Origin of the sequence: Pectinatus haikarae (genome assembly GCF_015732185.1) — a bacterium.
GTDB classification, from domain to species: Bacteria; Bacillota; Negativicutes; order Selenomonadales; family Selenomonadaceae; genus Pectinatus; species Pectinatus haikarae.
On the sequence record NZ_WIQM01000001.1, the window covers coordinates 83,951 to 98,191 of the forward strand.

9 protein-coding genes and 1 tRNA gene are annotated in these 14,241 nt (G+C 37.0%); 2 read left to right on the forward strand and 8 right to left on the reverse strand.

Going from position 1 to position 14,241, the window contains the following annotated elements:
* The first annotated feature begins 19 nt into the window (after window positions 1-19).
* Window positions 20-940 (forward strand): sensor domain-containing diguanylate cyclase, encoded by a 921-nt coding sequence (locus I6758_RS00415; RefSeq protein ID WP_196603238.1) that lies wholly within the window; start codon window positions 20-22, stop codon window positions 938-940.
* A gap of 239 nt (window positions 941-1,179) precedes the next feature.
* On the opposite strand, the gene I6758_RS00420 is transcribed toward I6758_RS00415, so the two are convergent.
* A complete protein-coding gene (locus I6758_RS00420) occupies window positions 1,180-1,392 on the reverse strand; it encodes a cold-shock protein (RefSeq protein ID WP_196603239.1) in 213 nt (70 codons plus the stop codon).
* 313 nt (window positions 1,393-1,705) lie between these two features.
* Here I6758_RS00420 and I6758_RS00425 point away from each other — a divergent pair.
* Window positions 1,706-1,789: transfer RNA gene (locus I6758_RS00425), tRNA-Leu, on the forward strand.
* Between the two features lie 60 nt (window positions 1,790-1,849).
* Here I6758_RS00425 and I6758_RS00430 read toward each other — a convergent pair.
* The 7 genes from I6758_RS00430 to I6758_RS00460 all read right to left on the reverse strand — a co-directional run bounded on the left by I6758_RS00430 (window position 1,850) and on the right by I6758_RS00460 (window position 14,217).
* Window positions 1,850-2,845: a glycosyl hydrolase family 18 protein gene (locus tag I6758_RS00430; RefSeq protein ID WP_196603240.1), complete on the reverse strand. Its 996-nt coding sequence runs from the start codon at window positions 2,843-2,845 to the stop codon at window positions 1,850-1,852.
* 11 nt (window positions 2,846-2,856) lie between these two features.
* Window positions 2,857-4,716 carry a polysaccharide deacetylase family protein gene (locus I6758_RS00435; RefSeq protein WP_196603241.1) on the reverse strand — a complete coding sequence of 620 codons (1,860 nt, stop codon included), beginning with the start codon at window positions 4,714-4,716 and terminating at the stop codon, window positions 2,857-2,859.
* Entirely contained in the window at window positions 4,703-6,529 is a 1,827-nt protein-coding gene (locus I6758_RS00440; protein ID WP_196603319.1) for a glycosyltransferase family 2 protein, read from the reverse strand. The genes I6758_RS00435 and I6758_RS00440 overlap by 14 nt, the downstream gene beginning before the upstream one ends.
* A gap of 64 nt (window positions 6,530-6,593) precedes the next feature.
* Window positions 6,594-9,272 (reverse strand): polysaccharide deacetylase family protein, encoded by a 2,679-nt coding sequence (locus I6758_RS00445; protein WP_196603242.1) that lies wholly within the window; start codon window positions 9,270-9,272, stop codon window positions 6,594-6,596.
* A 45-nt stretch (window positions 9,273-9,317) separates the two neighbouring features.
* Entirely contained in the window at window positions 9,318-10,706 is a 1,389-nt protein-coding gene (locus I6758_RS00450; protein WP_196603243.1) for a hypothetical protein, read from the reverse strand.
* A gap of 138 nt (window positions 10,707-10,844) precedes the next feature.
* Window positions 10,845-12,164: a nucleotide sugar dehydrogenase gene (locus I6758_RS00455; RefSeq protein WP_231038435.1), complete on the reverse strand. Its 1,320-nt coding sequence runs from the start codon at window positions 12,162-12,164 to the stop codon at window positions 10,845-10,847.
* A gap of 352 nt (window positions 12,165-12,516) precedes the next feature.
* Window positions 12,517-14,217, reverse strand: a complete 1,701-nt coding sequence (locus tag I6758_RS00460; RefSeq protein WP_196603244.1) for a diguanylate cyclase — start codon at window positions 14,215-14,217, stop codon at window positions 12,517-12,519.
* Window positions 14,218-14,241 lie beyond the last annotated feature (24 nt).

Here is a 14,241-nt window from a genome sequence, read left to right on the forward strand (position 1 = left end):
TATGAAAGTTGGTGATCATATGGCAAGCTATGAAATGGATAAGAAGAATTTGATCAAAGTAGGAAACGAAATTATTACACTTAAAAAGTTATTTGAGGTTATCCCGGTATCGGTTGTGTTGATTAACAGGAAGGGAGAGCATATATTAGACAGCAAAGTTTTATTGGATATTAATAATTCTGAGCCTCATGCTTTGGTGAGGCATAAAGTTGCGGAATTAAGTAAAGAAGATGCTAATATTATTGAACGAGATTTCGGACTTTTCGATCAAAATAAGACTGTACCGGCACATGATTTGGCGATCAATAATAAAACATACAAAGTAGTTGTTGCACCTCTGCGTAATGATTCCGGTTATGCATTTGCGGAATTAGCGGTACTGACCGACATAACAGAGAATAAGAATACCGAGCATCGGTTGGCCAAGCTGAATGAACAATTAAAGCAGCTGGCTTCCCGCGATGGTTTGACGCAGCTGCTTAATTGGTATTCTTATAATGATATATGCAATAAAATGATAGGGCTGGCAAGACGGGAAAATACATCATTCTCTGTTATGTTTATAGATATAGACCATTTTAAAAAGGTTAATGATACCTACGGACATGCAGCAGGAGATACAGTCCTGCGGGAAGTTGCCGACTGCATAGTGGAAAATTGCAGAAAAACCGATATTATCGGAAGGGTTGGCGGCGAAGAGATCGCCGTTTATCTGCCACAGACTGATTGTCATGATGCGATAACCCTGGCAGAAAAAATAAGGATATATATTGAAAAAGAAAAATTTGATGCGGAAGGCACGCTTATTAATATTACGGTCAGTATTGGCATATCAAATGACAAACCGTATTATCAAACGATAGCCGATATAAAAAAGGACGCAGATGCGGCGATGTATATGGCAAAAAGTAATGGGCGCAACAGAATTGAGCATTTATAATATAATTTTTAAGATATAAAAAAACTGTATTTTATAGGAATATTCCGATGTGAATTTTCCATTATTGCCAAGAAAATATATACAAAAAAGACCTTAGCATCGGTTTTATACCAATGCCAAGGTCTTTTGTTAAGACTGTAGTAATACTTCAAAAAAACTTTATTAGCTAAAGAAAAAGCATTGACTTTTCACTGCAATTATTTCTTCGGCCAGTAAATTTTTCTTGAAATAAATGGTAATTACATTACCTGAACGTTAATGGCTCTGAGCTTATTCGGGTCTCTGTTATCTTTTTCAATATCAAAAGAAACTTTCTGGTTTTCATCAAGAGATTTAAAACCTTCTGATTGGATAGCTGAAAAATGAACGAAAACATCACCTTCGCCATCTTCTCTTGTAATAAATCCAAAACCTTTGTCTGCGTTAAACCATTTTACTGTACCTTTATTCATATAAAGTACCTCCTATAATATTATCTGCATAAAAAAATCTCACACACTTTTGTAAATCATTGTACAAACAATAACTTACAAAAATATGTGAGTTCAATTAGCACATTGTTGAATACTCATTAAGTATAGCATGTGTGTATTATATAGTCAATAAATTTATAAAAAAATATTATTGACTATATAATACCAATTGCCTATAAAATAAAAACATAAGAATATAGGATTATATTAAATAGATTTGTCGAAGTAATTGTGATAAAAATTTAAATAATTATTGACTGTATAAATAAAAACACGTATAATTAATGTCAATGCGGAAGTGGCGGAATTGGCAGACGCGCTGGACTTAGGATCCAGTTCCCCGTGAGTGCAGGTTCAAGTCCTGTCTTCCGCACCAATAAGAATATTAATGCACTTCGAGAAACTTTCGAAGTGCATTTTTTATGTTTGAATTCGGTCATTCATCGTCACCCAAGCGCCATAAACTTATGGCATTGATACCCATTTCGCCGGCTTTTTTTGACCATTCCGCAATAGTTTTTTTATCAGCAAACCATACAGTATAGTTTATGCTTTCATCTTTATAAGAAAAAAACAATGCACCGCTTTTTTCATCACGCTTTGTATTTATCTGATGTTTTTGTGCCAGCATTTCCGCTTGGTCAGATGATATAAATCTTTTTTCTCCATTGCTTCCCCACAGGCATCCACCAGCTGAAAAGGCGGCACCTACCGGACCTGGCAATGCCTTCATTGAGTTACTTGTTTGCTCTATGAAAGCAAAATCAGCTTTGGGACCCGGCCCGCTGTGCAGCCCGTATAAATTGTACATCATTACTACATATTGAGGACCACGGGGAAAATTGTAAGCCGCAAATTTTACAGAAGGCTCTAAAATGACGCGCAGTTTTATGTTTTGGGCGTATGCTTTATCGTAAAGAATTTTAATAAAGTGTATATATTCTTCGGCTGTATATTTATCTTTAAAAATTTGTTCATAGTCAAGATCAATACCGTTAAAACCATTCTTCTGCGCCAGAGCAATTATCTTGTCGGCATAGATAATTTTCTTCATATTGCCGTCAAGAGTTCTTTTTACTAAAGTAATACTTTTTAGACTGTTTTTATTATGTGACACAACATCATTGACAATGGTGAGATACCTTCTGGGAATATCATTGTTCAACAGGCCGGCAGAGTCAAAATCGTCGGGCAGAGTCAACTGATCTTCATCTGAAAAATAAGCAGCAAAATATGATATACTGTCGTACTTTTTTGACGGCAGTTTATTTGGGTCCTTTGGCATATCCCAATAGACAAGCCACGCACTATTTTCTGCAGGACTTTCTGGCATAGGCCGTGTTGAACACCATGCCGTATAGGCGGAAAAAAGCAGTATTAAACTTAAAGCAAAGCCAACCGCAAGTTTTGTTATTTTGGGGTAATATTTCATCTTCTCCTCCGTTATAAATATTTTACAAACCAACCAATAATTGCTTCACCGTATTTTTTCCCCGTGTATATTATTTTCTCCATTCCGGTATATTTGGAAGAGAATAAGATATTTTCTCTTGAAAGGTTCTTGATAGTCAATCCGTCAAATACAGCGTCGTAAACATCATCAGTGAGATTCCTTTGATCGAAGCCATGGGTTGTCCAGCCTGAAAGTAAAAACAGTCCGCCGGCATCTGTTTTAGAAAGTTTCGTATTTACTGCCGGTTTTTCATTCACTGAAACGCTGATATCATCATCTTTCAGTGTAATTGATAATTTTATATCCCCCTTCTCATTAGCGTTTATCTCGGGAATGTATTCTTCTCCTCCCTCGGCTACGGACGGGGCAGCGGTCTTTTCTGAATTTAATCTTTTTAAATACACCTGTGCCTGTCCTGTGGATGGAGCATAGCGGGAAAAAGTTTCCAATTCTTTTTTTCGTGCAGCAAGACTGTCTTCTTCAATTGATTTTATGGGAATATTATTTATAAGATCAAGGTTTACACTTGCTAATTCAACCTCTTTGCTGTCTTTTTTTTCTCTGACAAATAACTCTCTGCCGCTTACCAGTACACTTATATAGTTGTTCATGGCATCATCGCTGCGCATGCGGATTTCCTGTTCGCCTTGTTTGTTGCCTTCCAATTTTACATCTATACTAATGTTTTTATAATTGTTGCTGTTTTTTAATTTTATTATGCCCTGATCTTCCGGCAACGAAGTTATATATATTTTTTCATCTAAGAATTCACTGGCACCTTTCAAGACACTCCATGCTGCAGATTTTGAACTATCACCGGTTTCAAAATTCAGATCCTGTCCGGTATCATATTTTATACGCATTAAAAGATGATTTGACGGCCACCATGCCTGAGGCTGCAGTCGTGTTAAATCGTATATACTGCTGTTTTTTATATTGAGTGCGTAACCTTCCCTGTTGAAATTCAGCTTGAAAAGTTTGGTCAGCCAATAGGCGTTTACATTGCTTACCTGGGGATCATTGCCAAAGCTTCCCGTATTGGCGTGCATCAATATACTGACAGGCGGTACATAGCCGATATTGTCTATATATGAAGATTCGAGTTTCTCGTAATCATAACTTATTCTATCCTTCATTCTATCATAGCTTTCCTTGGGAACACCGTATTTGTCTCTGATATAATCCATGAGATAATGGTTGTATCTGCGGCCCAAATACTGATGCATCATTGAAAACATGAGAGGATTAACTTCCCCAAGATAATTGCCGTATCTGTCAAAAATGTTGATGTAAAATAGTCTGTAACCGTTGGAACCAAGTTCCCAGTAAGTGCTGTCCAGAAGCTGCTGCAAATCCTCCGGTGACAGAAATTTATTATCTTTTTTTGTGAAGTTTTCCGGATAAGTAAAAATAGCGGCCTTATAGTTTAATCTTTCTAAAATATCTTTGGCAAAAATGGCTGTGTCTCTGCGTCCGTCTTCGAACATCAGATAAACTGCCTTATCTGGCAGTTTATCACCATTTTTATAATAATTGTATATGTCTTCAGAAGTTATTGTTTCATAGCCTTGCTTTTTCAATGATTCAAGCTGGTGTCTCAATCTGTCCTGTGATATGAGCAGCTGACTGCCTTCTGTCCGCTGCACACCAAAATAGGATAGAGCTATAAATCCTTTTTCTTCCTGTATTTTATCGGTATATGGCTGGTAGGTATCTCTGTAGAAAATATTGTATATAGAAAATAGAAGGATTGTACTTAATAATACCAGCTGCAATACAGTTCGTATAAATTTCTTCCTATTGCGTATTCGAGAGAAATTTTTACTGTCAGTATCATTATTTTTTTCCATCAGCACTACCTCCCTTATGATTTTGTTCATCATAAGCTTTTATATCAGCGGCAGTCAGTCGCGTGCCCCATGTCGATTTCCAGAAAGTCACCCAGGCAATCGGCATTTGCCATAATAGCACAGCCTCATAGTACAAGCAAAACCACATCCCGTATAACCATGTGGTGCTGCGGCGCAAAAATAGCTGGGCAACGCTCATCAATAAGGCCATCATTAAAATGCCTATGAGAAAAGTCAGAGGAAAAACTCGGTGTGCTAGTGGTATATATATGAGATTGTAAATCACAATTATCGGGGCAAGCAGGGGAACAAGCAATCCCATATAGAAAGATAATGCCATAAATGGTTCTTTTTTCCACATGTAGGTTGCGGCTAAGAGCGATTCTCTGAGCCATGAACGTTTCCAACGCATTTGCTGACGTAAAAAGATTTTATAGGTATTAGGGACTATTGTTGAACATACAGCGCTGTCCTGATAATCAGTGCGATGTGAGCGCAGAATAAAATTTGTCATTGAACGGTCATCGCCAAAAGTAGCTTTTTGACCTAAAAATTTTTGGTCCAGCCATGCTTTGCTGTATTTCAAAACAAGATCTTTCCTGTAGCAGGACAGTGGACCGGACAAGCAGGTAACCGCATCGAACAATCCTTCTGCCGCTTTCAATATACGAAAAGCTATATAATATCTGACGGACTGCATTTTTGTCAGAGCATTCGTGTAAGTATTAGCCACGTCTGTGCGTCCGGAAACGCCTCCTACTTTTTTATCCTGGAAGGGCTGTACAATATTTCTTATTGCAAATGAATCAAGAAAACTATCAGAATCGACAAAAACCAATAAATCATTTTTTGCCATTTTGGCACCTATGGCCAGGGCTTCTCTTTTTCCGACATTCACTGGCTGAACATAGTAATGGATCCTTTCCTTTATATTATAGCCTTGTTCTTTATGCAATTCGGAAATTATTTCTTTTATCATAGCTACAGAATTATCATTGGAACAATCGTCTACGACTATAACTTCTAAACGGTCAGTGGGATAATCCTGATTGATGCAGCTCAGAATAGTTCGTTTTATCCATGTTTCTTCATTAAAACAGGGAATTATAATTGTTACAGATGGTGTAAACCGCGGATTTATCGGTGTCGGTCTGTAAAATGCACCGAATAGATATCGGCTGAGAAGAAATGTCGCGGTGAGAATGCTGTATAGATACAGTATTTTGTTGAAGCTGAAGTAAAGAATGCTGGATGAACGAAGCAATATAATGAACAGACAGACAAAAAATATGAAAAAAGATGCAATTGATAACATATAAAACTGCCTTTTAGCATAAATATATTGAGCTAAAATCTGATCAAAGCAAAAAGCACAGCAGATTTTATTTGTATGATCTTTATAAGAACGCACCCATTTTGCACGTATTTTTCTTATTTTCATCTCGTATCCTTCCGGCATAGTTCCGGGAGCAATGCGGAAAGTCAGCCTGACATATGATGAATTTTTTGCTAGTTCCTGATATTCTTCGGGAATGTTGCATGATATGCCAGAACTTGATAGATTGACAGTTCGGCCGACGACAGTGCTTTTGTGTCCATTTTCATCAAATATTTCTATTTTGACTGTGTAATCTACCAAATAGCGTCGACCGGTGTCTTCTTTTTGTTTGCTGACGACATAATCTTCGTGTTGATTACTGTTATTTATACCGCGGCGGTCTACATTTGTCCTTTTTTTATCTTTGTCAGGTACATTAGGGAGGATCCTTCTGTCTGACATTTGCTGAAGAAGGATATCGTCCCTGTTTGTCATGTCATTTTTTTGTATATTAGCGATATTTTTTTTGATATTCGCTGTCTGTTTCGGCGTTTTGTTTTCATTGTTCATATTTTTCACCGCCTATATTGTAGCTGGAATCTTTGGAAACAGACATTTTAGTATACTTCGGATTGGACTGATTATAATCATCAACTAAATAATCCGAAAGACGGGCTGGAATAAATTTGGCAGGATCGCCATCTTTACGCTGTTCATTTGCCGTGAGCAGCAGGTCGAGAGCTCGTGCAGTATATTCGGCGTTGTCGCTCATATGCATCACTAAGATGGCACCTTTTCTTACTTTTCCGTTTTCATATATGCCGGTTTTTATATCATTAAGCATACTCAGCAGATTGGGCTGATCGTAATCATGTGTGCTGTAAGATCCATCAATGACGTACGTATAGCCATTGGCGTATAAACTTTCCAAGCCCATTCGGCTCACAGTCAACTGGGGCGGTCTAAAGTATCGTGTAAGAGACGGCTGCCCGTTTATAACAACATCACCAACAACTGTTTCCAGTTTTTTGTAGCTGTCATGTAAATCCTGCATATATGCTTCACGTGATTGTACGGATCTTTTTTGAATATTTGTCCGGGCATCCTGTGTAGTCATAGGCTTATGCCAATCACTGTGCGAGCCTATGTCATGACCATCCATGGCGATGGATCGCAAAAGGTTAGGGTTATTCATTACGTTATGTGTAAGAACAAAAAAATTGGCCTTTGCATTGTGTTTACGAAGTACATATAATAATGGGTTTATAGCTGCATCCGTGCCCCAGTCGTCAAAGGTAAAAAAAATGACAGGATCATTTGTATGTATTTGTCCGGTTTTGTCAAATGATCTCATTTCTGCAAGTGAAAATCCATAAGCATTGCTGTCGATGCTGACAGCAGGATTACCGATGAATCTTTCTTTGATATAACTTTTAAAGGAAAGAGCTTGTCCTGCCATTTGATTATATTGGCTGTGCAGGTATTCGGGAACATCCGCTTCAGAAGAAAAAGCATAACGATAGGCTGAATTTGACATTATCTGTCCTACCGATTTTATAGTATAGGCGGAATTATTATTGCGTGTATTGACCTTGGGATCATCGTAAAAGGAATTATAAGCTATATTGTCTATTTTTTTACGTTTTATGAGGTCCATTACTTTTCCTGCCATAGAATCATCATCATAATAGTCAAGGCGGAAATAAACTATCCAGCCTCTTCCCAAAGAGTATACATATTTGCCGAAAAGCTCGTTAACAACATTTTCTGCCGCAGTATATCCTTTCATATCAGATCTTACAGCATTTATATAGGGGGATACCATGGTTAAGCCCATCGCAGCAAGTGCTTCACGAGTTTCATCGGCAACTGCTCCCCAGGGCTGCATTGCTATGGATGGATAGACTCCCATCGATTCAAGCCGGGAACGAACATAATCTACTTCTGCACATACGGTATAGAAGTTTGAATTCTTGAGTGAGCGTATACCGATACCGACTTCATTGCCGCTGGCTATTATATCTTTTATCATAGACGGATTATTATCAATATCATTTTTCATAACAAAAAAGGTTCCTGTTGCATTCATTCTTTTTAGGCGGTTCAGTATATCATAGACGGTATCAGATTTTGTTAATCCTGCAAAAGCAAAACTCAGGGATGGCTCTGTTGTTAAGATCATTTTTATGGGCTCAGCTAAAGTACCGGCATTTTTTTGTCTGATGTATTCATAATCAATATTTTGGGCTTGAGCTTTACTGAAGAATAATGTATCAGCTAAAAAAATAATTTTTTCCTGCAGTTTTTTTATAGATATTGAAGCAATATTTATATTATTATTTTTGGCAGTTTTAAGTTCACTGACCAATCGCATATTTGTGATATCGGTTGTCTTGATATTGTATTTATCCATTGATTTGAGGATGCGTTCCGTAACATCGACAATATTCTGTCTGACGATATTATTATCCACACCGGTTTTCAGCCCAGGCTGTTTGTCAAAAGCTGGTCGTTCATCTTTTTTTTCAGGTTTGTATTGCACTCTGTTGACAGGAGTTGCTACATCTAGAGAAATTATACTGCCGGGAATAATGGTTTTAATTAATGCATCGGCAGCGGCATCTGTGTCTATGGTATCCTTTTTTACATATACATTGGTTTTTACCGCGGCTTTAAGGTCAGCTGCGGCAGCTGTTTTGAGGAGTGCTGTTGTATACGTTGTTTGAGGTGCTTTGAATATTTCAGCTGCTGTACCTGTAGTTACCTTAATCACTTTTTGTGTTTTCAACAGCTGTAATAATATTTCTTCCTGGGGCATTTTATCCAGTTCAGATAAGCCTACATAGGTGTAATTGCCAATGGTGTAATTTCTTTCATGGATTTTTTTCAGGGAGTCATTGTCAATGGCAGCACTGCTGCCATCAATAAAGAATGATGCTTTGACATTATATTTGTCTAAAAGATCTAAAAGACGGTCAGTCGTTGTAGGGTCAGGTAACCCGTCGAAAGTGAGAACTATCTCTTTCGTTTCGGGTGAATTGACATATATTTTGGCAGGAATGATATCATTATGGATTTTTTGCTTGGCTTGTGCCAGTTCATTGTCAACGTTATATTCTATTGACAAATCAGTGATATCAGAGTGTCTGTAGGAATCGGCACTATAAAAATACCAATATCCGCATATTGCGGCCGCCAGTATAATAAACACAGCTATGAGTATGTTCCTGTTCAGCATAAACTTTATCCCCCTTTACAATTTCGAAAGCTATGCTCTTGTTCTTTAAAAGCCGTAGGAAATCTGTCCCCACAATGTTTTTACTCGATCATCACTGGATTTATCTTTCAGATCATAGTACTCTATCCCTAAAATGACATTGGGTATCAATGTATAATACCATCCTGCACCATACCCCTTGAAGCCGTTCATATAGCTTCCCAATCCGGACATAGTATGGTTGATATAAGTTGTTCCGGCCATATTATAATAACGAATGGCTATCTCATATGTACCCGGCACCCATGAGCGGTTATAACCATATATTGACGATAAAACATATCCATTTGAAGAATCGCTGCCGTCGTTTTTATTGGCCTTAAAATACATGGCACCCAGTGTATAATTACCCGTGTAATATTTTGAACCCAGGCTGTAAATATTTATTGCGTTACCATAGTTATTCCAGCGGTATACCCCTGCCGTATAATCAATATCGCGGCTTGTTTTGTGATATGCTTCAGCATAAAACATGTTTTCTGTATCATTAACCTTACCATATCCGGCAGAATAAAGAGTGGACTTATCAGCTGAATTTGCACCAAAAGTAGAAAGCTTTACTCCCTTAAAATCGGAATCCAGTATATTGCCGTCGCCAAGATATGCGCTTGTGGCTCCGGCTTCCACATCTACGGGAAGATTGAAGAGGTTTGTACTGCCGCTTATATAATAACGATCGAGGCTTACTTTGCCGTCTTTTGCATTGGTGTAGTATCTATTGTTATTCGAATGGGAAAAGCTTTTATCGCTTTCCAGCATACCGTGTATTGTCCAGGTATCGTCTAAGGGCTTATCCATGTAAATCCTTGTGCGAATGCGATGGTCATTCCAGTTGTATCTGGGATTACTGCTGCTGTTGTTAATGATGTTGTAGCGGATTTCACCGCGTATTTTCAATGATTTATCAATTGATCTTGCAGACTTTTCTGTTGAGGCTTCTTTGCCGGCATTGTATCCCAATGCCTCAATTTCTATTGAAAACTCCTGCATAAGCTTTTTTATATCTTCATATAAAAAAATATTTGGCTGATTGCCAGAAAGCTGATTATATATGTATGGATTATTTTGGCGGTAATAATTATATGCACGTGCTGTTAAAATAGCTCCTTCTCGTCTGTTAAGGTTATGCGGTTCCAAGGTAACGGCATCATCCGGACTTATCAGTCCGGCATTGTTCAGTCGTGTAAAAACATCATATATCCAATAAGGTGCTGATTCGTTGAAGCGTTGATATAATGCTGGCAGAGGCGCTCCAGAGGAAGCAGTGTCCTTACGGGGAGACTGTATGAGTTTGTCTGCAGCATTAGCCCAGTCCGGTATTTGTTGGGCATTGACTGAAACCACAGGCAGTATTGCAGTGAAGATGAAGAAGAAGATAATAATTAAATTTTTCATAATACATCCCTTCTTTTCATAAAATTGGCACAGAATATAAATCTTTATATCATATAAAAAGAAAAAATTGCAATTGGCATCCTCGCTGCAATACAGCAGCAGATATTCCATATGCTGTACGATTATTTATCGGCAGAGCTAAAGCGCCCAATAGGCAAATCCCATTTTTTCCATGCGGTCCCTATCATAGATATTTTTTATGTCTATAATAACCGTTTTATTACCTTGAAAGGATTGTGCAGTCAAAGTTTTTAAAGCATTGTCATTAAATTCGATGAATTCTGTGTGAGCTACGGTAAAAATCAGACAGTCAGCATCATTTATTTCCGTACAGTCTACCATATCAATGTTATAGTTTTTCTTTATGTATTTTTTGTCGGCATACGGATCAAATGCTTTTATATTTATGCCATAACTTTCTAATTGACGGATTATATCTATGACTTTGGAATTGCGCATATCAGGGCAATTTTCTTTAAAGGTCAGTCCCATTATGTAAATATTATCGTTTTTTATAGCATGTTTTTCTTCTATTAATTTACGAATGGCAGACTCGGCAATGAAAGCTCCCATCTTGTTGTTTATTTTCCGTGCCAAAGAGACGATTTCCGCGCTGGTATTATTCATTGATGTTTTATAGAGAAAATAATAAGGATCGACACCTATACAATGCCCGCCGACAAGCCCCGGACGAAAGCCGAGTGCATTCCATTTTGTATCCATAGCGTCAATTACAGCCTTTGTGGATATTCCTATTTTGTTGAATGCTACTGCCACTTCATTTATAAAAGCAATGTTTATATCTCTCTGGGTATTTTCCATCAATTTTGCCGCTTCAGCTACTTTGATACTTTCAGCTTCATAAACTTCATCTATGATTAATGCATATATTTTTTTTATAGCTTCCCGCACTTTATCATTTGTGCCGGAAACTATTTTAACTATATTATGCAGACGATGAATTTTATCTCCAGGATTTATCCGTTCGGGTGAATAGCCGACAAAAAAATCTTTTTCGCATTTTTTCCCGGAAAATTTTTCTAATTGTGGAATACATAATTCTTCTGTTACACCGGGATAGACTGTGGATTCAAAAACTATAGTCGTCCCTGGAGAAAGGTTTTCGCCAATGATTTTGCTGGCGTTAAGGACAGGCTGCAGATTTGGTGTATTATCCTCATTAATGGGAGTAGGAACAGCTGCTATAATGAAATTTGCCATTTTTAGTTCAGCAGGATTATTTGTATAAAAAATATCGCATTTTTTTAATTCAGTATTACCTATTTCTTCCGTAGGATCAATACCCATGCGCAGAATATTTATTTTTTCATCACTTGTATCAAACCCAATCACCTTCGTTTTTTTTGAAAAGGCTGCTGCCAGCGGCAGGCCCACATAGCCCAGACCCACTACGGCAATTTTAAGATTTGCAGAAATTTTTAGTTTCTTTAGTGCCATAATATCACTCCTATATATCTATTCTGCTCTGTCCGGAGCGGATAGATGAGTTGCAATAAACATAATAAAATATGCACTGCATGTTTTACATGAGAAAAAATGACAATATATTTTCAGAATAATTTTAAATAATAAATTAATTATATATCATATAGTAAGGATAATCAATATTCATGAATAAAAATGCGCTATTTATGTAAAGTGCTTATTTTTTCAATTCAGAATATATGCTGAGATTATAAAAATTAATTGTACTTTATCTATTATCGATTTGATCAAAGGAGCGGTGATTGCAAATAAAAACAGCCGCTATTATTCACCGGAAAGCATATGATGAAATAACGGTTGCTGATTATTGAATAAAAATGTCATAAAATCCGAAATCTTTCTTTACTATATGGCCTACTAATACTTCCTGAATCATAAATTCCACGACATCCAGCATACTTTGTTTATGCTGAAGATATTCGCTATACATATCTGTCATCCGTTTCATGAGTTCTTGATGATTTTTTCTATGTTCTTCATAGTCTTTGTATTTAAACTGTTGGATAATTTTTTCTTCTTTTTGAAAATGAATGGAGACATTTTTGATCATTTCTTGCAGCAACAGGTAAATGGCATCATGATTGTCACCATTCACGCAGTTCTGAATGATTTCATTAGATACTTTGACAAGATTACAATGATCTCTGTCAATTGACGGATTGCCGCTGGTAAAGAATGGACCCCATTCGATCTTTATGGGAATACCGTTTTCTATTATATTTACCTTCTCTTCACAGACTATTTTATTTTTCCCCGTTATTTTTGCCAGATAAAGAGAATTATCCATGCGGCGCAGCAGGCTTTCCTGCGTATCATCAGACCGCCACGCGGCTATACCGAAACTTGCGGTCAAAATAGCTGTGTTTTTGAAATCATGAGCGTCAACGGCATTTCGCATTTTTTCCGCAATCGCAGTGACTATATTCAGGTCATCTATTTTTAGCAGGGCAATAAATTCTTCACCGCCCCAGCGGCAAAGAAAATTTGCGGACACCAAATTATTGTATAATATAGACGAGAATTCTTTTAATACTCTGTCGCCCTCCAAATGCCCGTACTCGTCATTTATATTTTTGAAATCATCTATGTCGGCCATTATCAGCGAAAATGAAGAGCCATTATTCTTGGCTTCTGCAAAAATGTCACTGTAAACTTTTGTGAAATAAGTCCTGTTGTACATGCCGGTGAGATTATCCTTTTCTGCTAATCTGGTGAGACGATTATTTTTAGAAATAAGTTCTTTTTTCATTCTGTAGCGGCTGACGCACGAATGAAGCCTGAGCATGAATAAATTGTAATCTATTGGTTTTATGATAAAATCATCCGCACCCAGGCCAAGACAATGTGGTATTACCTGTCCGTTGCCGTAAGCAGTCATCAATATTATTATGGCGTTGCGATTGATATTTCTTATATAATTTATCAGCACTTCACCACAGTATACGGGCATTACCAAATCCACGATAAAGAGATCATACTGTTTTTGACAGTTTATGAATTCAGTGGAATCATGATAATAATCCACTTTGGTTATTTTTGAATCTAAAAAAATCTTTTCAATAATTTTCAGACAAAATGTACTGTCATCTATAACAGCGATGCGCAGTGTTTTGAAAAATTCCGTTGTTTCTATTTCAGCCTTAGTGGTTTGCAGATATTTTTCAAATCTATATTGATCAAATTGTTCTTTGTCGAAATATGCCATAACGCCAAGCTGTGAATAGTGCTTTTCCATTTCAAAATTTTTCTGCGAAGAAATGACAATTATGGATGGGCATACTATTCCCTTGACATTTATTTTATCAATTAAGCTTTCTACTGGCAAAGCAGGCATAAACTGATCAAGGATGATTAATTTATATTCTGTTTCGTCAAATAATTTGCCGAAAAAATCGTTTGTTTCTTTGTAAAAATATATTTTCGTATATGAAAAGCCATTTTTCTCGACGAGCTTTTGAATCCTATGTGAAAAATCTTTATCGGTTTCAATATGCAGTACACGCATTTTTTCCACCTTCATTTATCTATG